Below are 20,128 nucleotides of genomic sequence, written 5' to 3'. Positions count from 1 at the left end.
TGGGAAAGGACCCAATCATGAACAACAGGCTCGCGCGGCTCACGGTGCCAATCGGCATTGTCGGCATCGTGCTGTTGCTGGTGGTGCCCGTTCCGGCACCGCTGATGGACTTCCTTATCGTCACCAACATCCTGCTGGCGCTGCTGGTGCTGCTCACCAGCATGTTTGTGAAAAAGCCGCTTGATTTTTCCGTCTTTCCCTCGCTGCTGCTGGTCGCGACGCTGTTCCGGCTGGGGCTCAATGTCGCGTCGACCCGGCTGGTCCTCGGAGAGGCCTACGCCGGCCAGGTCATTGAGGCCTTCGGCAAAGTCACAGTGGGCGGCTCCATTGTCATCGGGGCCGTTGTCTTCCTGATCCTTGTTGTCATCCAGTTTGTTGTGGTCACCAAAGGCGCCGAGCGGGTGGCCGAAGTCGGTGCCCGGTTCACCCTCGATGCCATGCCCGGCAAGCAGATGGCGATCGACGCGGACCTCAACGCCGGCCTCATCACGGACACCCAGGCGCGTGAGCGCCGCGCCGAGGTATCCGCAGAGGCTGACTTCTACGGCGCCATGGATGGAGCCTCCAAGTTCGTCAAGGGTGATGCGATCGCTGGCATCATCATCATCGTCATCAACTTCGTCGGCGGCATCGCGATTGGCATGTTGCAGGACGGCCTCGGGATTGGTGAGGCCCTGAACACCTACGGTCTGCTGACCATGGGTGACGGGCTCGTCTCGCAGATTCCGGCCCTGCTGATGGCAGTGTCCACCGGCATGATCGTCACGCGCTCCAATGCCGAATCGGACATGGGACATACGGCGTCCACCCAGTTGCTGCAGTCGCCGAATGCGCTGATGATCGGCGGGCTGGCGGCTGTCGCCATGGCTCTGATCCCGGGGATGCCGCCGGTGCCGTTCCTGATCGTCGGGGCCGGCATGATCTTCGCGTCAAGGCGGGTAGCCGCGCGGCTAAAGGCCGAAGGGAAGGTCCAGGCGGACGAGGCGACGGCACTGAACTACCCCGAGATGGACCCAAACGAGAAACTGCTCGAGGACATGCGCATCCACCCGGTGGAGATCCTGCTCGCCCCCGACCTTGTGGACATGGTCTCGGGCGCCTCCGATGACCTGCTCGCGCGGGTCCGGTCGCTCCGGCACAAGATCGCCATGGAACTCGGACTTGTCATTCCGCCGGTGCGGACCAGGGACAGCGTGGACCTGCCGCCGGCCACCTACTCCATCCGGATCGCCGGGGTCGAAGCCGGCCGCGGCACCGCACCGAGCGGCCAGATGCTCGCCCTGGGTGACAACCTCGATTCGCTGCCCGGCCTGGCAATGATCGAGCCGGTCTTTGGGCTCGCCGGGAAGTGGATCCCCGCGGAGATGCGGCACAACGCGGAGATGGCCGGCGCCACGGTGATCGACCGCGTCTCGGTCCTGGTCACCCACCTGTCATCCATCGTCAGCGCGAACGCGGCCCGGCTGCTCTCCCGCGAGGACGTCCGTGTCCTGACTGAGGGTGTCCGCAAAATCAGCCCCGCCGCCGTCGACGAACTCACCCCCGCACTGCTCTCACTCGCGGAAGTCCAGCGTGTGCTGCAAGGCCTCCTCGACGAACAGGTACCCATCAATGACCTGGCCCGCATTTATGAGGCCCTCACCCTCCGGGCCAAGGTATCCACGGACCCTGAGTCGCTGGTCGAATCGGCCCGGCAGGCGCTGGGGCCGGCGCTGACGGCCAAGTTCATGGTCGGCCCGGTGCTCAACGTCATTATGATCGACCCTGTCCTGGAACAATCGATGCTGGAGGACATGCGCCCTGCCGAAGGCGGCAGCCAGATCGTAATGGGCCAGGACAGGCTCGACGCGGTGCTTCGCTCCGTGCGCTCGGCTGCAGATGCCGCCGTCGCCGCGAACCGGCAAGCCGTCCTGGTGTGCGCCCCGGCGCTCCGCCCCGCCATTCACCGCCTTGTTGGTGTGCAGCCGGGATCGTTGCCAGTCTTGTCCTACCGTGAGGTGACCAGCGCCAATGTCCAGATAGAAACCGTAGGAGTCGTTCGCCATGCCGAACCGCTATCGGCTTAAGGGAGCATCGCTGGACGAGATCCGGCTCAAAGCACAGCTGCAGCACGGTCCCAAGGCCCGCATTATCTCCGCGGACCGCGTCATCAGCCCGGGCATCGCCGGATTGTTTGCCGGCGACCACTACGAAGCAGTGATCGAGGTGCCCGCGGAATCCGAGGTCACCGGAACGAATGTCTTCACGGCCGAGCTTGTGCCGGACGCGATCCCGCCGGGACGGTCAGGCGGCAGGGGACCGCTCCGCGCTGTTTTTGGCCGGTCAACTGCCGCGCCGGCACCCGCCGCGCCAGCACCAACGCAGGCATCACCGGCGACACCCGCCGCGCCAGCACCAGCGCCGGTGCGGGCAGAAGGTCCCGAGGCCGGGTTTATGGACGTGCCCGCGGCCCGGTCCCATCAGTTTGAATCCACGGCGATAGCAGCACTGCTGGAAGAAGCCGATGCAGCGGAAATGACGCTTCATCGGCAGGGAACCCCCGGGGTATCCACCGAGTCGCCGGACTTTGCCGAAGTGCTTGCGCAGCTCGGCGCCGGGCTGCGCGTCCCGGACCGGCTGCCACCGCGCCAGGCACCGCCCGCAGTACCCGTAGTCCCGGCGCCCGGATCGGCTGCTGCGGACAACTTCGGCGCCGGTGTCACCGAGGACATCCTGGTGTTGCCCGGGACCGTTGCGCCTTCGCCGTCGCCAAGGTTTCACGGAGCCTACCGGGCTCCCGAACCGCTGTCCGGCATCGGGGACCTGGTGGTGCTTGTCGGCCTCGGCGAGGACGCCCTCGACACCGCGCTTGCCATGTCCACCGCAGCGGGCGGCGCCGATGTGCGCACCGGAGGGCAGCTGTCCGCATATGGCCACCTGCACGTGGACGGGCGCCAGAGCGCAACGGCAGCCCGCGCGCAGGCCGTGCTGATGGACCGGACTGTCCTCGTAGCATTCGGTGTGGGCCGTTCCGGCGATGCGGCGGCCCGGATCCACCCGATCGCTGCGCTCGCCGCCGACCAGGTCTGGGTCGTCGTTGATGCCGGGCGCAAGCCGGAAGACACCGAGCGCTGGGTCAACGTCCTCTCCGCCCAGCTGCACATCGACGCCGTCGCTGTCATCGGAGCAACCGAGACCGACACTCCGGAAACCGTTAATGCCCTCGAATTGCCCGTGGGCTGGATCGACGCACGGCAGGCCCGTGTTGCGCACCTCTGACACAGGCGGGCATCCCCGACTAGTCCTCCGCCACCCCCAACGAAGGGTAGATTGAGAGCATGCTGGTACTAACACGCAAGCCGGGCGAACAGATCATGATTGGCGACGGGATCGTCATCACGGTCTTGGAAGGGCGCGGTGATGGTGTCCGGATCGGGATTGACGCCCCGCGTGGAATTTCGATCCAGCGCAAAGAAGTCGTCGAGGCGATCGCCTTGGCCAACCTGGCCGCAGCGAATGCCGGGCCGGACGCTGAGGATGCCCTCCGCGGGTTGCTTCCGAAAGCCCGGCCGGCAATACCCGCAGGGGGCAGCGAGTAGTCACCGACGGTTCTGTGGCAGCAGGCATCAGCCGGGAACGTCACGGAGATAGTCGGAAAGGAATGGTTGCGCCGTCCCGTGCATCACAGCCAGGGCGCGCTCGATATTTCCCGACCGGGTCAGCTCGTCAAGCTCCCCGCTGCTATCAGGCCCGGCTCCGCCGGGTGCGGCGGTGCCGCGGAGTTCCGCAAGCAACTCCTGCCCGGTGCGCGTCTCGTCCTTCAGCAGCTGAAGCAGTTCGCGCAGGGCGGTCAAATGCCCGGCCAGGATTTCCGGCCACGGCCCCGGGGGAGCCGCAGCAATCAGCTCGCTCAGCAGCGCTTCAGCAGGCTGGCCCCAGTCCGCGGCGACAACAGCGGATTCAACACTTCGGGCCAAAGCTTCAAAACGCAAACGGTCCAGAGCGCTCTCCACGTCGGAGGCCGTAAACCTCAGCCACTCGATGTTGCCGGCCAGGACATGAAGCCGCTGCGTCTCAAGCCTGAACATCAGCAGTTCAAGCTGGCGGCGCTCCTGCCAGAGAGCTGCCGAAAGTTCGCCTGCATTCATGGGCTTCCTTCCCCTGCCGCCCCGACTGTGAAGCGTTACCGCAATTTCACCCAAGCATTGTCCTGAGATTACACGCGGAATCTGGATGAGGTGATAAGTTTCGTCTTGGGTGCTGCGCCCGGGCCGTGAATACCGACTTCCATGGGGGAGCGCGGGGCCCATTTTTTGGGTGCGGCTCTTGGTCTATTAAGCCTTTTGTAACCCGTCTCATGGGGGGACACTCTATTGAATCGCGTGGAACGCAACGAGATGGTCACGCAGCATCTTCCGCTGGTGGGCTACCTCGTCTCTGACTTGTGCTCAAAGGCTTCACACCTCTCCCGTGATGACCTGGCGTCTGCTGGTGCTATTGCCCTGATCACTTCTGCTGACGCCTTCAACCCGGACCTCGGCGTGCCGTTCGGCGCGTTCGCGCGCCGGCGCATCCTCGGCGCATTTGCTGATGAGATGCGTGCAAGCGACTGGGCCACCCGCTCAGCACGCCGCCGGATGAAAGAAACCATGTCGGTCCAGGAGACCCTCGCCGCCGCCCTGGGCCGAAAGCCCAGCGTTGACGAGATCGCCGCGGCGCTGGGTGTCCAGCAGAGTGTTGTGGAGGCGGCGCTGTCCGATGCTTCCCGCACGCTGACGCCGCTGGACGAAGCCGTCGTTGACACGCTGGCTGCCGAAACCATGACCCCGGAGCACTCTGTACTCGCGGATGAGCGCCTCCAGTACCTCCGTGCAGCGGTCAAGTCCCTCCCCGAGCGGATGCGCTACGTGGTGGAAGAGATCTACTTCGGGGACCGGACGGTCAAGGAATTGGCCGCGGAACTGGGATCCACCCATGCTGCGGTCTCCCAGCAGCGCTCCGAGGCCATCCGGTTGATGCGGGACGGACTGACCGCCCACTACACGGACCATCCCGGAGAGGCTTTCGAGCCCCAGTCCAGGATCACGCCGCGGCGCCGTAACGACTACCTCTCCCAGCTTGCTGAAGCCACGGCGGGGGGCATCACCAGGACCCTGTATCCGACCGGGCCGGTGCTCAACCAAGCTGTCTAAGCCATCACGCAACCATGCACCCGAGTGCTAGTAAGCCAGCTTAGTAAGCTAAGGGAGAAATTTCGGCGGGACCGTGGCTCCCGGACTGCGCCCTGGGGTAGCGTCGGAAATATCGGACGCAACGGTACCGGACCTACCCAGGAGGACGTATGAAAGCTTCACCGACCCTCACCGCCAATCTTCAGGCAGTGCTCGTAGACCTGATTGAACTGCATGTCCAGGGCAAGCAAGCGCACTGGAATATCGTCGGGACAAACTTCCGGGATCTGCACCTGCAGCTGGACGAAATCATTGACGCGGCCCGAGAATTCGCTGATGATCTGGCAGAGCGTATGCGGGCCCTCCACGCGCTGCCGGATGGCCGGAGCTCCACGGTGTCAAAGTCCACGGCTCTCGCGGAATTCCCAACCGGACTGATCAACACCAAGGACGCCATTGAGCGGATCGTGGCGGCCCTGGAGGCTGCCGTGGGCACCATGCGCAAGGTCCACGACGAAGTCGATGAAGAAGACCCCACAACGGCGGACCTGCTGCACGCATTCATCGCCAAGCTTGAGCAGTACGCCTGGATGGTTAACGCGGAGACCATGCGGGCCAGCGCCAGCGTTACGACCCCGGAAGGCAAGTAGCGCTCCCGGCCCGGCTATTTCGCCTTTGGCACCTTGCGCAGGGCGACGGCGGCCAGCACAGCCGTGCCTGCCATCAGCACCATCGTGATGGCCGCAGTGACGTGGACGCCGGAATCGAACGCCGTCCGGGCGGCCGCTGTCACCGCTGCGCCCAAGGGTCCAGGCAGCGTGTTGGCTAGTTCTATGGCGCCAGCGAGTGTTTCGGCGGCCTGGGCCGTTGCGCCCGCCGGCGCCGTTTCGGCGACGCCGGCGGGAAGCCGGAGGTTGTGCTGGTAGGAGGCTGTCAGGATGGAGCCCAGCACGGCTGTTCCGAGCAAGGATCCGATCTCGTAGCCGGTCTCCGAGATCGCGGCGGCTGCGCCCGATTTCTCGGCCGGGACGGCGCCGAGGATCAGGTCGTTGGAGATGGTTTCCGCCGAGCCGACGCCCAGGCACAGGACCAGCAGCGCGGCCAGCAGCAGGGCCGGCCCGTTGTTGTGGTTGCCAAACGCGACCAGGCAATACCCCGCGGCGCTCAGGAGCAGCCCCCCGGCCACCACAAAACCGGGGCGCACCTTCCGCACGAGCGGGACCACCAGCAGGCCTGAGACAACCGTGGCGATAAGTGCCGGCACAAGCGCGACGCCGGATTCGGAGGGGGACTGGCCCTCGAGCAGCTGCAGATGCTGGGCCAGGAACAGGATGAAGCCGTTGAAGGAGAACAGCGCAAGCACATTCGCCGTAATCGCGGTGCTGAAGACGCTGTTGCTGAACAGGCTGATGTCCAGGAGGGGGGCATTTCCGCCGCCCTGCATCAGGGCACGCTGGCGTCGGACAAAGACGTAGCCCATCAGCAGGCCGCCGGCGGTGATGGCCAGCGGCGCGGGAGCGAGCCCGTGTGTGGCGATTTCCTTGATGCCGTAGACCACCGGAACCATCACCAGCAGGGACAGCAGTACGCTCGGCACGTCCACGCGGCCCGGATGCGGATCGCGGGATTCCGGAACGAGGAGCGGACCGAGCGCCAACAGGGGCAGGATGATCGGCACCGCGACCAGCAGGATGGCGCCCCACCAGAAGTTCTCCACGAGCCAGCCGCCGAAGATCGGGCCGAGCGCTGCGCCGCCGGAGAAACCCGCAGCCCAGATCGCCACCGCGAGCCGTCGACGGTTGGGCTGAGGGAAGATGTTGCGGATCAGCGAAAGGGTGGAGGGCATCAGCATGGCGCCGAAGAACCCGAGCCCCGCCCGGCCGGCGATGAGCCACTCGGCGCTTGGAGCAAAGGCGGTGACCGCGGAGACAGCCGCGAATCCGGTGCTGCCGATGAACAGCAGCCGACGGCGGCCGATTCTGTCGCCCAGGCTGCCCATTGCCACGAGCAGGCCAGCCAGCACCAAGGGGTAGGTGTCCACAATCCACAGCAGCTGGATCCCGGAGGCGTCGAGGCTCCGGGCGATCGACGGCAATGCGAAGGTCAGGGCCGTGTTGTCCACCGCCACCAGCAGCACCGGGAACATCAGCAGCGCCAGCGCCAGCCAGTCGCGCCAGGGCGCGCGCGGCGGCGCTATGGCTGCTGTATCGCCGGGCTGTGTGCCGAGCGCTTTGGTGCTGTTGTGGCTGACTGCTGTGTTGCTCATGGAGATAACTATACCGTCCAGACGGTATAGTTAAGAAATGTCAACCAGAACCCGGTCCGGGCACCGGGCAAGATAGGAATCATGGCCAGAAAACCAGTTGCCCGCGAAGCCGTCCTTGACGCCTTCGAAACCCTGCTTATCGAAGAAGGCGAGCGTGCCGCCACCCTGGACGCCGTGGCCAAACTCGCCGGCGTCTCCAAGGGTGGGCTGCTCTATCACTTCCCGACCAAGGAAGCGATGGTCTCGATGCTCCTGGAGCGTTTGGACGGCTTGCTGGCACAAGACCTTGGGGCGATGGCGGATGCGCCGGAGGGGGCCGCGGCCTACTTCATCAAGTCCTCCCTGTGGGCGGGCACCCCCCTGGACCGGGTCTTTGTGGCGGCGACCCGGCTGGCCGAAGTGGCGCACGAAGAGGCCCTCCAGCGATTTGCCGCCGCGCAGGCGGGCTGGCTGGAGTTGCTCGCGGGCGACGTCGGGCCGGCGATGGCCAAGGCGGTCCTCTATATGGGGGACGGCCTGTACTTCAATGCCATGCTTGCCCGTGGCCCCGGCGGTCCGATGCCGGAGGTCGCTGCGGATCTCGAGAGTCTTCTCGCCGCCGTCGACCGGCTTCGCGGCTGAGGCGGCTCCGCGCCGAAATCGCCGGAAGTGCACGAGGTCGCCGGAAGTTTGCGGCGATCTCGCAGCTGACCCGCGACTTCGTGCCGGCGGCGTCGGGAGTTTGCGGACCGGGGCCGGGCATAGGACAATGGAAGCTGTGACTGCGGTCACGAGAAATTGAATATGCCTTTGATCTGCGGCGGGAGAGTTCTGCAAGTAGGTACAAGCAGGCGCCGTAGGAGCAAACCCTCCCCAGGAATCTCTCAGGCCCATGTACCGCCGCGGCAAGGCAACTCTGGAAAGTAGCAGGCTGTCCTTTGACATGCTGTGCTCACCGACGGTGCAAGCGGAGACCTGCGAGAGCAGGGCTGCGCGGAAACTCTCAGGTCCAATACAGAGCGGGGAGGAACCCGAATCAATGCTGCGTACCCTGCGCCGCCTTAGTGATGGAGTTCCTTGTGACAGTATCCTCAGCCTCCACGTCCTTCGTTGACCGGCACATCGGCGCCCGCCGCCAGTCCGACGTCGATGCCATGTTGAAGGCTGTCGGCTACGACACCGTCGATGGGCTCGTCGACACGGCCGTGCCCAAAGGCATCCGCCAGGACTCGCCGTTGCAGCTCACCGGCGCCCTGAGCGAAGTAGAGGTCCTCGCCGAGCTGCGCAAGCTCGCGGCCAAGAACCAGACCGCCGTGCAGATGATCGGGCAGGGCTACTATGACACCGTCACCCCGCCGGTCATCCGCCGCAACATCCTTGAGGCCCCGGCCTGGTACACCGCCTACACCCCGTACCAGCCGGAAATCTCCCAGGGCCGGCTCGAGGCGCTGCTGAACTTCCAGACCATGGTCCAGGATCTTGTTGGCCTGCCGATTGCCAACGCCTCGCTGCTGGATGAAGCCACCGCCGTCGCCGAAGCCGTGCTGATGATGCGCAGGGCCAACAAGAACAAGTCCGCCCAAGGTGGCAAGACCGTGTTGGACGCCGATTGCCTCCCGCAGACCATAGCGATCGTCAGGGGCCGGGCCGAGGCCCTCGGCTTTGACGTCGAAGTTGCCGACCTGTCCACGGGCCTGCCCGAGGGTGTTATCAACGGCGTTGTCCTGCAGCAGCCCGGGGCCTCCGGCCGCGTCTTCGACCACACAGCCGTGATCGCCGAGGCCAAGGACCGCGGCGCCCTCGTGACCGTGGCCGCGGACCTGCTGTCCCTGACCCTGATCACCCCTCCGGGGGAGCAGGGCGCGGACATCGCCGTCGGATCCGCGCAGCGCTTCGGCGTCCCGCTGTTCTTTGGCGGACCGCACGCAGCGTACATGGCCGTTCAGAAGGGCCTGGAACGCTCCATGCCCGGCCGGCTCGTGGGTGTCTCCAAGGACAATGCCGGCGTCCCGGCCTATCGCCTGGCGCTGCAGACCCGCGAACAGCACATCCGCCGGGAGAAGGCCACCTCCAACATCTGCACGGCGCAAGCCCTGCTGGCGATCGTGTCCTCCTTCTACGCCGTCTACCACGGCCCGGACGGGCTGAAGGCGATCGCTGAGACCACGCACGGGCACGCCCGGACCATCGCGGCCTCGCTGCGGGCCGCAGGGCTGGACGTGCTGCACACCAGCTTCTTTGACACGGTCACCGTTTCCGTCCCGGGCAAGGCCGCCGAGATCATCGCCGCCGCGGACGCCAAGGGCATCAACCTGCGGCCCGTCGATGCGGACACCGTCGGGATCTCCGCCGATGAGGCCACGACGCCGGCCATCGTCGCCGACGTCGTCGCCGCCTTCGGGGCGTCGGTCGCGGAGGATGCGGCTTTCGGCGTGGACGCCGGCATGGAGCGCACCTCCGACTACCTCCAGCACCCGGTCTTTAACACCCACCGTTCCGAAACCCAGCTGCTGCGCTACATCCGCCGCCTCTCGGACCGCGACCTGGCGCTGGACCGCACCATGATCCCGCTGGGCTCCTGCACCATGAAGCTGAACGCCACGGCCGAGATGGAGGCCATCTCCTGGCCGGAGTTCGCCTCCATCCACCCCTTCGCCCCCGAATCCCAGACCGCCGGCTGGCGTGAACTGATCGAGGACCTCGAAGCCCAGCTGACCGAGATTACCGGCTACGACCAGGTCTCCATCCAGCCCAACGCCGGCTCCCAGGGCGAGCTCGCCGGCCTGCTCGCGATCCGCGGCTATCACCTCTCCCGCGGCGACGTGCAGCGCAACGTCTGCCTCATTCCGGCCTCCGCGCACGGCACCAACGCCGCCTCCGCCGTGCTGGCCGGCATGAAGGTCGTTGTTGTGGCCACCGCCTCCGACGGCACCATCGACCACGCCGACCTGCAGGCCAAGATCGAACTGCATCGGGATGCGCTCTCCGCGATCATGATCACCTACCCCTCCACCCACGGGGTGTTCGACGCCGACGTTCGGGAAGTCTGCGACGCCGTCCACGCCGCCGGCGGCCAGGTCTACATCGACGGTGCCAACCTCAATGCCCTCGTCGGGCTGGCTCAACCCGGCCAGTTCGGCGGCGACGTCTCGCACCTGAACCTGCACAAGACCTTCTGCATCCCGCACGGCGGCGGCGGACCCGGCGTGGGCCCGGTCGCTGCCAAGGCCCACCTGGCACCCTTTATGCCGGGCGATGCCAACAACGCCGTCTCGGCCAACAGCGCCGGCGGCACCCCGATCTCGGCGTCCCGCTACGGTTCGGCCGGAGTGCTGCCGATCTCCTGGGCCTACGTTAAGCTCATGGGCGGCCACGGCCTCACCGAAGCCACCAAGTCGGCCCTGCTCGCTGCCAATTACATTGCGGCCCGCCTCAATGACTACTTCCCGGTGCTCTACACCGGCGAAGGCGGACTCGTGGCCCACGAATGCATCCTGGACCTGCGTGAACTCACGGCAAAGACCGGCGTGACCGCCGAGGACGTCGCCAAGCGCCTCATCGACTACGGCTTCCACGCCCCGACGCTGGCGTTCCCTGTGGTCGGCACCCTGATGGTCGAACCCACCGAATCCGAGGACCTCGGCGAAATCGACCGTTTTATCGCGGCCATGATTTCCATCCGGGCCGAGATTGACCAGGTGGCGCACGGCGAGTTCACTGTTGAACACAGCCCGCTGCGTAACTCCCCGCACACCGCTGCCGCCGTTATCAGTACCGGCTGGGCCCGGGAGTACCCGCGCGAGCAGGCAGTATTCCCCGGCCGCACGCCCAAGCAGGACAAGTATTTCCCGCCGGTCGGCCGGATCGACGGCGCGGCAGGTGACCGGAACCTGATCTGTTCCTGCCCGCCGCTCGAATCCTTCGACGAAGACACAGCAGTCCACCCCGACGACGCCGCCGCCAACTCCGACTCTAAGAACTAGGGACAGCCAACGATGACTGAGAACTACACGGCACTGTACGAAGAGCACAAAAAGCTCGGCGCTTCCTTCACGGACTTCGGCGGCTGGCAGATGCCCCTCAAGTACAGCTCCGAACTCGCCGAGCATCACGCCGTCCGCACGTCTGCGGGCCTGTACGACCTCTCCCACATGGGCGAAGTCTGGGTCACCGGTCCGGACGCGGCCGCTTTCCTGGATTACGCACTGGTCGGCAAGATCTCCGCGATGGCGGTCGGCAAGGCAAAGTACTCGCTGATCTGCACCGAGGATGGCGGCATCATCGACGACCTCATCACTTATCGCCGTCCGGCCGCGGGTGCCGGCGCCGACAAGTTCCTTGTGGTCCCCAACGCCGGCAACGCGAAGGTCGTCGCCGCGGCTCTGGCCGAACGGGCGTCCGGCTTTGACGTTGTGGTGCGCGACGCCTCAGCGGAGACCGCTCTGATCGCGGTGCAGGGTCCGAAGGCGCAGGAGATCCTGCTGCGGCTGGTTCCGGCCGCTCAGCACGAACTGGTGACCGGCCTGAAGTACTACGCCGCCGTCGACGTTCCCGTGATGTTTGGCGGCGCCGGCGAGGAACTTCTGCTGGCCCGCACCGGCTACACCGGTGAGGACGGCTTCGAGATCTTCGTCGGGAACGGCGACGCGGCAGCCCTTTGGCAGGCGCTCGTCGCCATCGCCGAGGAGGGCGAACTGACGCCTGCCGGGCTTGCGTCCCGCGACTCGCTCCGGCTCGAGGCCGGGATGCCGCTTTACGGCAATGAGCTCTCCCTTGAGGGCGACCCGTTCGCCGCCGGGCTGGGCCCGGTTGTGGCGCTCTCCAAAGAAGGGGACTTCGTTGGCAAGGCGGCCCTGGCGGCAAAAAAGGAAGCCGGCGCAGGTGCCACAACGGGCCGCAGGCTGGTTGGGCTCAAGGGCCTCGGCCGCCGGGCCGGCCGCGGACACTACCCGGTCCTGAAGGACGGTGCCACGGTGGGCGTAGTCACCTCCGGCCAGCCCAGCCCCACCTTGGGCTACCCGGTTGCGATGGCCTACGTCGACGTCGAGTGCACCGACCCCGGCACGGCGCTGGACATCGACCTGCGCGGCAAAACCGAAGCTTTCGAAGTTGTGGCACTGCCTTTCTACAAGCGCCAAAAATAGTCCCGCCGGTTCCTGGCGGGAACCGGCTCCGGCAGGTACTTTACCGGGCAACAAATCGATTTAGCACCAACGACCACTCCAAGACTTAGGAAAAGCACATGGCAAAAGTAGCTCCTGAACTGCAGTATTCCGACGAGCACGAGTGGGTTGCGCGGGACTCCGGCAACGCCGGATCAAACGTTGTCTCCATCGGCATCTCCGCCGTCGCCACGGATGCCCTCGGCGACATCGTTTACGTGGACCTGCCCGAAGTTGGTGCCGCGGTGACGGCAGGGGAGACCTGCGGCGAGGTTGAGTCCACCAAATCGGTCTCGGACCTCTACGCCCCCGTCACCGGCGAGGTCACCGAGATCAACCCCGCCGTTATCGACGACCCGGCGCTGATCAACAACGATCCTTACGGCGCAGGCTGGCTCTTCAAGGTGGCCGCGGAATCAGAGGGCCCGTTGCTCTCCGCACAGGACTACGCGTCCAAGAATGGCGGCGAACTGTGAGCGGCGCAGCGACCGGCATCGAGACCGTGTTTGAGCAGGTCGTTTCGCCGAGCCTGGACGTGGAGCTGTCGGTGCTGGATCCGGAGATCGCCAAGAAGATCGACGCGGAACTGGCCCGCCAGCGGGACGGCCTGGAGATGATCGCCTCGGAAAACCACACTGCCAAGGCCGTGATGCAGGCGCAGGGTTCCGTGCTGACCAACAAGTACGCAGAGGGCTACCCCGGCAAGCGGTACTACGGCGGCTGCGAGCACGTCGACGTGATCGAACAGCTTGCGATCGACCGGGTCAAAGCCCTGTTCGGCGCAGAGTACGCCAACGTCCAGCCGCACTCCGGCGCGCAGGCCAACGCATCGGTCATGCACGCCTTGATCCGTCCGGGCGACACGATCATGGGCCTGAACCTGGCGCACGGCGGCCACCTGACCCATGGCATGAAGATCAACTTCTCCGGTCGTTTGTACAACGTGATCCCCTACCAGGTCCGCGTGGACGACCACCGGATCGACATGGCCGAGGTCGAACGCCTGGCCCAGGAGCACAAGCCGCAGCTCATCGTCGCCGGCTGGTCCGCGTACGCCCGCCAGCTCGACTTTGCCGAGTTCCGCCGGATCGCCGACTCGGTGGGCGCCTACCTCATGGTGGACATGGCCCACTTCGCCGGGCTGGTTGCCGCCGGGCTGCACCCGTCACCGGTGCCTCACGCGCACGTGACCACCTCCACCACGCACAAGACCCTCGCCGGTCCGCGCGGCGGCATCATCCTGACCAACGACGCCGACATCGCCAAGAAGATCAACTCGGCCGTGTTCCCCGGACAGCAGGGCGGCCCGCTGGAGCACGTCATCGCCGGCAAGGCCGTGGCCTTCAAGATTGCAGCCTCGCCTGAATTCAAGGAGCGCCAGGAACGTGTCCTGGCCGGCGCGCGGATCCTCGCCGAGCGCCTGATCCAGCCGGACGTCACTGCCAAGGGAATCAACGTGATTTCCGGCGGCACCGACGTGCACCTGGTCCTCGTGGACCTGCGCGACTGCGAGCTTAACGGGCAGGAAGCCGAGGACCGGCTCGCGGACATCGACATCACTGTCAACCGCAACGCCGTCCCGTTTGACCCCCGGCCGCCGATGGTCACCTCCGGACTGCGGATCGGCACCCCGGCGCTGGCAACCCGCGGCTTCGGCGAGGCTGCCTTTGCCGAGGTTGCGGATATCATCGCTGAGGCGCTGATCGCCGACGCCGGCGCGGACCTGTCCGGACTGCGCTCCCGGGTGGAGGCCCTGGCCGCCGCCCACCCGCTCTACCCGGCGGTTGCTAACCTCGGTTAAGGGCTCCGGGGCCGGCCCCTCGGGGTCTTGCTCGCCGCCGCTTTGGTGAGTCGCGAACGGTGGTTGGGTGGGGTCCGGAAGCGTGCGTCTAAGGGAGTGCGACGTCCGCTCAGCGGGCGGCGTCGACCGAGCACGCGGAGGAGCCCCGCCCAACCACCAACCCCAGACCCCCGCCCGAACGCAGTGTCTAGTTAGGATTCAGTAATGGCTGTTGGCGTCTTTGACCTCTTCTCGATAGGAATAGGCCCGTCCAGTTCGCACACGGTGGGGCCGATGCGGGCTGCTGCGGTGTTTGCCGAGGAGCTCAAGACCTCGCGGGATCTGGGCCGGGTGGCGTCGCTGCGGGTGGACCTTTACGGCTCCCTCGCGGCCACAGGCCACGGCCACGGGACCATGACGGCGATCCTGCTCGGCCTCGAGGGCTACCACCCTGAACTGATCCTCCCCGAGGAAGTGGAGGGGCGGCTGGCCACGATCGCGGAGACCGGCACCCTGCAGCTGGCCGGCGAAGGAACCGGTGTGGCCCTGCCCTACGGGGTGAAGGACATGATCCTGCGCCCGCTCACCATCCTGCCCCGGCACACCAACGGCATGACCTTCACGGTTTCGGACGCCGACGGCGCCGTGCTGCACAGCGCCACGTTCTTCTCCGTGGGCGGCGGTTTCATCGTCCGCGAAGGCGAGGAGGACGCCGCCCTGATCGAGCTCGCCGAGTCCAAGAAGGAACTTCCCCTGCCGTTCCGAACGGCAGCGGAGCTGCTGGGCCGCTGCCAGTCCAAGGGCCTGTCGATCGGCGAGATTATGTTCGTCAACGAGCGTGCCTCCCGCACCGAAGCGGAGATCCGGGAAGGCCTTCTGCACATCTACTCGGTGATGACCAGCTGCGTTCAGGTCAGCCTCAAGCGCGAAGGACTGCTCCCCGGCGGCCTGAAGGTCCGCCGTCGTGCGCCCGACTGGCACGAACGGCTGATGAAAGAAACCCGGGATCAGGACCCCGACTTCCGGGACCCGAAGTACTGGCAGGAATGGGTCAACCTGATTGCCCTGGCGGTGAACGAGGAAAATGCCTCCGGCGGCCGCGTGGTCACCGCCCCCACCAACGGCGCCGCCGGCATCATCCCTGCTGTCCTGTACTACGCGTTGCACTTTGCCCCGGGCATGGACAAAGCCACCGAGGCCGACCGCGACGACGTTGTGGTCAAGTTCCTGCTGACGGCAGCGGCGATCGGTGTCCTGTACAAAGAACAGGCTTCGATCTCCGGCGCCGAGGTCGGCTGTCAGGGCGAGGTGGGATCGGCATCCTCGATGGCTGCGGCCGGTCTGGCCGAAGTGATGGGCGGTACGCCGCAACAGGTGGAGAACGCCGCGGAAATCGCGATGGAACACAACCTCGGCCTGACCTGCGACCCCATCGGCGGGCTTGTGCAGATACCGTGCATCGAACGCAACGCGATCGCCGCGGCGAAGGCCATCAACGCCGCCAAGATGGCGCTTTGGGGCGACGGCACGCACCGGGTGTCCCTCGACGAGGTCATCGTGACCATGCGCGAGACCGGCAAGGACATGAGCTCCAAATACAAAGAGACAGCCATGGGCGGCCTGGCCGTGAACGTTGTCGAGTGCTGAGCTAGTTGTTCAGCACCGCCCAGAGATTCAACGACGAAGCGAAGATTATCCAGGCGAAGTAGGGCAGCATCAGCAGTCCTGCCGTGCGGCTGATCGGCCCAAAGTGGAGTACGGTGACCACCACGGCGGCCGACAGCGCGACGATGATGCCGAAAGCGATCCACAGGGCCAGTGTGCCAAGTGCCGGGTACAGGCCAAAGAAGACCGGAGTCCACAACAGGTTCAACACTAGCTGCGTGGTGTAGGCGGCGAGGGCTGCGCTGGTGCCCTCCGCCCGGCGGCGCCAGACCAGCCAGGCGGCCACGGCCATCGCGACGTACAGGGTTGTCCAGACCGGTCCGAACACCCAGTTCGGCGGAGACCAGGGGGCTTTGACCGCGGCGGCGTACCAGCCGTTAACATTGTTCGCGGTGGCCAGTCCGCCGAGGCCGGCAACGACAGCCGAGGCAGCCAAAAAGACCAATAGTCCGGGAAATTGGACTGCCGGCCGGCGCGTACCGGCGGCAAGTTCCCGGTGCTCGGATTCCGATCTTAGGGGTTGCTCAACTGACGCCATACATCCAGCCTAGCGGCTTGGTTCCGGGCAGGAGCATTGACCCGGACGGATAGACTTGAACGTGCATGCCCGCATGCCGCCGATGCTCGAACCGCAATGATTGGATGTTGCACCCTTGCGTGAATTCACCGCCCGCTTTGCCTCTGCCGAAGAGATCGCCAACTGGGATACCCACGTCACTGCGAACCCCAAGGGCGGCAATCTCCTGCAATCGGAGGCCTTCGCTGAGGTTAAGCAAAATTTCGGCTGGAAACCCCGGCACCTGGTCTACGAGAGCGCTGACTACTCCAGCTACAACCTCATCCTGGAGAAGTCCGTCCCGTTGCTCGGCAAGCTCTGGTACCTGATCAAGGGCCCAGATGTCGCCTCCGTCGAAGACATCCCCGGCATCACCGCAGCCAACGCCGAGTTCGTACAACGTGCCCGGCTGGGGGTCTTTGCCATCAAAATCGAGCCGGACATCGTCCGCTCCGACGAAGCCCGTCGGATTATCGAAGGCGCCGGGCTCCGCAAGAGCCACAACCTGCAGCCCAACGACTCGACGGCGCTGCTGGATATCTCCCCAGAGGAGAACCAGCTGCTGCGGAACCTGCACTCCCGGGGCCGCAACGCCGTCCGGCGCGCCATCCGCGAGGACGTGGAAGTCCTCAGAGTGGACCCCACCGAGGAGAACTTCCGCGCCATGTACGCGCTGATGACAAACACCGTGGAAGCCAAGTCCCAGGTCCGGGTCCGCGAATACGGGTATTACCGCCAGTTCTGGACCAACTTCATCAACCGTGGCCAGGGGCGGCTGATGTTTGTCTATGAGAACGGTGTCCCGTCGGTGGGCGCCTTTGTGGTCAACTACGGGCGCAAGGGCACCTACAAAGACGGCGGCTCGCTGCAGAAGCGAAACCAGTACGGTGACTCCCACCTGGTGCAGTGGACTGCCATCCAGCAGCTCAGGGAGCTCGGCTGCACCGAATACGATTTCTGCGGCACACCCCCCAGCGATCAGCTGAAGGACACGTCCAACCCGTTCCACGGCCTGGGCCTGTTCAAAACCAGCTTCAGCAAAACGGTGACCGACTTCGTTGGCTGCTACGACCAGGTCCTCAGTCCGTTGAAATACAAGGCCTGGATGGCCGCGGGGGAACGCGTCGCCCGCCAGCTCTACACCCGCCGCACGGGCCAGCAGTTCTACTAAAACGGCTGTCACGGAAAATTTGAGGACGCCGGAATGACCCAGGAACCCGCCGGCCGCCGTCGGCCGCACACCGACGGATTGCCCAGGACCGAGCCGCTCTCGCCCACGCAAGTGCGCCAGAATGCCGCGGCCAAGCGGATGCTGCGCAGACTTGTCCAGGGGGAGAACCCGCCGACCGCTCCCATGAGCATCGTGGACCGCCTCGCCGGCAGCCCCTACGCCAACCCGATGATTCAGGTGGGCGGGGTGGACGCGTCGGCCCGCAAGACCATCGACTTCGCGCTGCACCTGGCCGAATCGATGTTCCGGTACGGTGCCGGCGCCCTCGAAGTTGAAACCAGCATTATCGCCGTCACAGCTGCGCTGGGCCTCAAAAACATCGAAGTGGACATCACCAACCAGTCCGTGGCCATCAACTATGCGCCCAAGGAACAGACTCCGATTACGTTGCTGCGTGTGGTGCGGTCCTGGACGAACAACTACGCCGGGCTCTCCCAGGTGCACCAGCTAGTCACCGAACTCGTGGCCGGCGGTGTGGGCCGTGACGAGGCCGTGCGGCGGCTGGAAGAAATCACCCGCAGCGCCAAACCTTTCCCCCGCTGGATGGTCACGGTGGCGTTCGGGGTCTTCGCGGCCGTTTTCGTCGGGGTCCTTGGCGGCGGAATCGGCGGCTCAGTGGTGGCCTTTGCCTCCAACCTGATGGTCAGTTTGCTGGCCCGGCAGCTGAGCCGCTGGCGGACGCCGGATTTCTTTATCACGGCGGCGTGTTCGTTCCTGGTCACCTTTATGGCCCTGCTCCTGGGGCGCTTCGGCGGCTTGGCGGGAATCCAGATCGCCCCCGAGATTGTGGTGGTGGGCGGCATCCTGCTGCTTTTGCCGACCGGACGGCTGGTCTCCTCGGTGCAGGACGCGATCAATGGCTTCCCGGTCACGGCCGCCGGCCGTTTCCTCTCCACAGTGCTGACCTTCGGGGCGCTGGTAGCGGGCCTCGCTGTGGGCTTTGTGGTGGGGGACAGGACGGGGATGGAATCCATCGACGTCACCAAAACATTCCCGCCGGCGTATGAGCTGTGGGTAGTGGTCATTCTGATCGCCATCGCGGTGCTGATGATCGGCATCACCGAACAGACCAGCCCGAGCCTGCTGCTGCCGACGGCGGCCGTCGGCGTTGTGGGGTACCTGATCCTTAACGGCGGAGAGGCATTAGGCATCGGACCGCGCTTTTCGCCCGCACTGGCGGCGGTTGTTATCGGACTGCTGGCCCGGGTGGTGGCACTGCGGATGGGCGCCCCGCAGTTGGTGGTGGCGGTGCCGGCCGCACTGATTCTCCTGCCCGGCCTCACCATATTCCGGTCCATGTATGTATTAACGATTGAGACGTCGGAGATCCTGCTGGGTGCCGGGGGCATGCTTAATGCCGGGGCCATCGTTTTTGGGGTGGCGGCCGGCATCGTACTCGGCGACACGCTGGCCCGTCCGCTGACCCGCAGCCTGGCGAGCAACGAACGACGCCGGGCGCGGCGCCGTTAGAGCCTGCGCCGCTAGATCTTACCGATGGGGAGCTTCTTCTCGGCCTGGAAGTCGTCCTCCACCCTGCCTTTCGCCCAGTAGCCGGACAGCGAAACCTGGGAACGCTCCAGCCCGCGCTCGGCGTAGAACACGTCCCGCAGGCTCTTCATGGCGCCGCGTTCTCCATGCGCAAAGACCTGGACCCTGCCGGCTGGCCAGCTCGCAGCACGGATCGCGGCAGGCAGTAGTTCGCTGGCCCCGGCCGGCACGCTGCTGCGCAGCAGCCAGCGCAGCTCCAGACCGGCGGGCGCCCTAATGTCCTGAATGTCGGCGTCGCTGTCCACCTCCAGGAAGGCCAGGCCGCGGGCATCGGCCGGCAACGATTCGATCGAGGACCCGATGGCCGGCAATGCGGATTCGTCGCCGGCGAACAGGAACCAGTCCGCGGCCGGGTCCGGGTTGTAGCCGCCGCCCGGTCCGGTGAATATCAGGGCGTCACCGGGCCGGGCGGATGCCGCCCACGGACCGGCGAGGCCTTCGTCACCGTGGATCACGAAGTCGATGGCGAGTTCCCCGGCCGCCGAGTCGACCCAGCGGACCGTGTAGGTCCTGGTGTGCGGCCACTGATCGCGCGGCATCGTCGCCCGGACCTCCCACAGGTCAAGCGGTTGCGGGTAATCGATGCCGGGCTGCGGAAACACGATCTTGACGTAGCGGTCCGCATAGGAGTTGTTCTCGTAGCCGGCAAATCCGGGCCCGCCGGCAATGATCCGCACCATGTGGGGGGAGAGCTCTTCACGGCGCAGGACGCTGAGGTTGGTCTGCGGACGGGATTTCCGGGTGGCCGAGGTGGCGGCGGGGACTGAGGTCATGGGGCTAAGCCTAGCCAA

Annotated in this window: 17 protein-coding genes and 2 riboswitches; of the genes, 13 read left to right on the top strand and 4 right to left on the bottom strand. The window is 65.8% G+C overall.

From position 1 onward, the window contains the following. The first annotated feature begins 17 nt into the window (after positions 1 to 17). Genes QMG72_RS11535 through QMG72_RS11525 form a run of 3 tightly spaced genes read left to right on the top strand, consistent with a single transcriptional unit; the run spans position 18 to position 3,578 of the window. Positions 18 to 2,066: a flagellar biosynthesis protein FlhA gene (locus tag QMG72_RS11535; RefSeq protein ID WP_282360669.1), complete on the top strand. Its 2,049-nt coding sequence runs from the start codon at positions 18 to 20 to the stop codon at positions 2,064 to 2,066. After that, the gene (locus QMG72_RS11530; protein WP_282360670.1) at positions 2,044 to 3,258 is read left to right on the top strand and encodes a hypothetical protein; all 1,215 of its coding nucleotides are present in this window, start codon (positions 2,044 to 2,046) and stop codon (positions 3,256 to 3,258) included. Before QMG72_RS11535 ends, QMG72_RS11530 begins: the two co-directional genes overlap by 23 nt. A 59-nt stretch (positions 3,259 to 3,317) precedes the next feature. Continuing rightward, positions 3,318 to 3,578: a carbon storage regulator gene (locus QMG72_RS11525; protein ID WP_226776357.1), complete on the top strand. Its 261-nt coding sequence runs from the start codon at positions 3,318 to 3,320 to the stop codon at positions 3,576 to 3,578. 27 nt (positions 3,579 to 3,605) lie between these two features. On the opposite strand, the gene flgN is transcribed toward QMG72_RS11525, so the two are convergent. Beyond that, on the bottom strand, positions 3,606 to 4,127 hold the full coding sequence (gene flgN, locus QMG72_RS11520; RefSeq protein WP_283480558.1) for a flagellar export chaperone FlgN: 522 nt from the start codon (positions 4,125 to 4,127) through the stop codon (positions 3,606 to 3,608). A gap of 225 nt (positions 4,128 to 4,352) precedes the next feature. Between flgN and QMG72_RS11515 the strand changes: the two genes are divergently transcribed. Next, positions 4,353 to 5,171 carry a sigma-70 family RNA polymerase sigma factor gene (locus QMG72_RS11515; RefSeq protein ID WP_226776359.1) on the top strand — a complete coding sequence of 273 codons (819 nt, stop codon included), beginning with the start codon at positions 4,353 to 4,355 and terminating at the stop codon, positions 5,169 to 5,171. A gap of 149 nt (positions 5,172 to 5,320) precedes the next feature. Further along, positions 5,321 to 5,800: a Dps family protein gene (locus QMG72_RS11510; RefSeq protein WP_226776360.1), complete on the top strand. Its 480-nt coding sequence runs from the start codon at positions 5,321 to 5,323 to the stop codon at positions 5,798 to 5,800. A gap of 14 nt (positions 5,801 to 5,814) precedes the next feature. Here the strand turns inward: QMG72_RS11510 and QMG72_RS11505 are convergent, their stop codons facing one another. Continuing rightward, positions 5,815 to 7,416, bottom strand: a complete 1,602-nt coding sequence (locus tag QMG72_RS11505; protein WP_226776361.1) for an MFS transporter — start codon at positions 7,414 to 7,416, stop codon at positions 5,815 to 5,817. An 81-nt stretch (positions 7,417 to 7,497) separates the two neighbouring features. Between QMG72_RS11505 and QMG72_RS11500 the strand changes: the two genes are divergently transcribed. The 6 genes from QMG72_RS11500 (at position 7,498) to QMG72_RS11475 (ending at position 15,984) form a co-directional block, all read left to right on the top strand. Further along, positions 7,498 to 8,037: a TetR/AcrR family transcriptional regulator gene (locus QMG72_RS11500; protein WP_226776362.1), complete on the top strand. Its 540-nt coding sequence runs from the start codon at positions 7,498 to 7,500 to the stop codon at positions 8,035 to 8,037. 169 nt (positions 8,038 to 8,206) lie between these two features. Further along, positions 8,207 to 8,305, top strand: a riboswitch (glycine riboswitch). A 1-nt stretch (position 8,306) separates the two neighbouring features. Continuing rightward, positions 8,307 to 8,423, top strand: a riboswitch (glycine riboswitch). Positions 8,424 to 8,462: 39 nt separating this feature from the next. After that, complete coding sequence (gcvP, locus tag QMG72_RS11495; protein WP_256447074.1) at positions 8,463 to 11,378, top strand: aminomethyl-transferring glycine dehydrogenase; 2,916 nt, start codon at positions 8,463 to 8,465, stop codon at positions 11,376 to 11,378. Positions 11,379 to 11,390: 12 nt separating this feature from the next. Continuing rightward, complete coding sequence (gene gcvT / locus QMG72_RS11490; protein WP_226776364.1) at positions 11,391 to 12,539, top strand: glycine cleavage system aminomethyltransferase GcvT; 1,149 nt, start codon at positions 11,391 to 11,393, stop codon at positions 12,537 to 12,539. A gap of 98 nt (positions 12,540 to 12,637) precedes the next feature. After that, complete coding sequence (gene gcvH / locus QMG72_RS11485; RefSeq protein WP_283480555.1) at positions 12,638 to 13,033, top strand: glycine cleavage system protein GcvH; 396 nt, start codon at positions 12,638 to 12,640, stop codon at positions 13,031 to 13,033. Continuing rightward, positions 13,030 to 14,358, top strand: coding sequence for a serine hydroxymethyltransferase (gene glyA, locus QMG72_RS11480; RefSeq protein WP_502934659.1), 1,329 nt, complete (start codon positions 13,030 to 13,032; stop codon positions 14,356 to 14,358). The genes gcvH and glyA overlap by 4 nt, the downstream gene beginning before the upstream one ends. Before the next feature lie 204 nt (positions 14,359 to 14,562). Further along, positions 14,563 to 15,984, top strand: a complete 1,422-nt coding sequence (locus tag QMG72_RS11475) for an L-serine ammonia-lyase (protein WP_253031202.1) — start codon at positions 14,563 to 14,565, stop codon at positions 15,982 to 15,984. Position 15,985: 1 nt separating this feature from the next. Here QMG72_RS11475 and QMG72_RS11470 read toward each other — a convergent pair whose 3' ends face one another. Beyond that, positions 15,986 to 16,540, bottom strand: a complete 555-nt coding sequence (locus QMG72_RS11470) for a TspO/MBR family protein (RefSeq protein WP_283480554.1) — start codon at positions 16,538 to 16,540, stop codon at positions 15,986 to 15,988. A gap of 115 nt (positions 16,541 to 16,655) precedes the next feature. Here QMG72_RS11470 and QMG72_RS11465 point away from each other — a divergent pair, with 115 nt between their 5' ends. Continuing rightward, positions 16,656 to 17,729, top strand: a complete 1,074-nt coding sequence (locus QMG72_RS11465) for a lipid II:glycine glycyltransferase FemX (protein ID WP_283480553.1) — start codon at positions 16,656 to 16,658, stop codon at positions 17,727 to 17,729. A 33-nt stretch (positions 17,730 to 17,762) separates the two neighbouring features. Further along, a complete protein-coding gene (locus tag QMG72_RS11460) occupies positions 17,763 to 19,259 on the top strand; it encodes a threonine/serine exporter family protein (RefSeq protein WP_253031200.1) in 1,497 nt (498 codons plus the stop codon). An 11-nt stretch (positions 19,260 to 19,270) separates the two neighbouring features. Here QMG72_RS11460 and QMG72_RS11455 read toward each other — a convergent pair whose 3' ends face one another. Next, on the bottom strand, positions 19,271 to 20,110 hold the full coding sequence (locus tag QMG72_RS11455) for a siderophore-interacting protein (protein ID WP_283480552.1): 840 nt from the start codon (positions 20,108 to 20,110) through the stop codon (positions 19,271 to 19,273). Positions 20,111 to 20,128 lie beyond the last annotated feature (18 nt).

Origin of the sequence: Pseudarthrobacter sp. PH31-O2, from assembly GCF_030063265.1 — a bacterium.
Classification (GTDB): Bacteria; Actinomycetota; Actinomycetes; order Actinomycetales; family Micrococcaceae; genus Arthrobacter.
The sequence above is the reverse complement of the archived record's forward strand: the minus strand, read 5'-3'. Positions and strand labels throughout refer to the sequence as shown.

What these genes read in the sequence shown, in the direction of transcription:
- QMG72_RS11535 (WP_282360669.1), top strand. Translation starts at nt 18, where the DNA reads ATGAACAACAGGCTCGCGCGGCTCACGGTGCCAATCGGCATTGTCGGC.
- QMG72_RS11530 (WP_282360670.1), top strand. Translation starts at nt 2,044, where the DNA reads ATGCCGAACCGCTATCGGCTTAAGGGAGCATCGCTGGACGAGATCCGG.
- QMG72_RS11525 (WP_226776357.1), top strand. Translation starts at nt 3,318, where the DNA reads ATGCTGGTACTAACACGCAAGCCGGGCGAACAGATCATGATTGGCGAC.
- flgN (WP_283480558.1), bottom strand. Translation starts at nt 4,127, where the DNA reads ATGAATGCAGGCGAACTTTCGGCAGCTCTCTGGCAGGAGCGCCGCCAG.
- QMG72_RS11510 (WP_226776360.1), top strand. Translation starts at nt 5,321, where the DNA reads ATGAAAGCTTCACCGACCCTCACCGCCAATCTTCAGGCAGTGCTCGTA.
- QMG72_RS11505 (WP_226776361.1), bottom strand. Translation starts at nt 7,416, where the DNA reads ATGAGCAACACAGCAGTCAGCCACAACAGCACCAAAGCGCTCGGCACA.
- QMG72_RS11500 (WP_226776362.1), top strand. Translation starts at nt 7,498, where the DNA reads ATGGCCAGAAAACCAGTTGCCCGCGAAGCCGTCCTTGACGCCTTCGAA.
- gcvP (WP_256447074.1), top strand. Translation starts at nt 8,463, where the DNA reads ATGGAGTTCCTTGTGACAGTATCCTCAGCCTCCACGTCCTTCGTTGAC.
- gcvT (WP_226776364.1), top strand. Translation starts at nt 11,391, where the DNA reads ATGACTGAGAACTACACGGCACTGTACGAAGAGCACAAAAAGCTCGGC.
- gcvH (WP_283480555.1), top strand. Translation starts at nt 12,638, where the DNA reads ATGGCAAAAGTAGCTCCTGAACTGCAGTATTCCGACGAGCACGAGTGG.
- QMG72_RS11475 (WP_253031202.1), top strand. Translation starts at nt 14,563, where the DNA reads ATGGCTGTTGGCGTCTTTGACCTCTTCTCGATAGGAATAGGCCCGTCC.
- QMG72_RS11470 (WP_283480554.1), bottom strand. Translation starts at nt 16,540, where the DNA reads ATGGCGTCAGTTGAGCAACCCCTAAGATCGGAATCCGAGCACCGGGAA.
- QMG72_RS11460 (WP_253031200.1), top strand. Translation starts at nt 17,763, where the DNA reads ATGACCCAGGAACCCGCCGGCCGCCGTCGGCCGCACACCGACGGATTG.
- QMG72_RS11455 (WP_283480552.1), bottom strand. Translation starts at nt 20,110, where the DNA reads ATGACCTCAGTCCCCGCCGCCACCTCGGCCACCCGGAAATCCCGTCCG.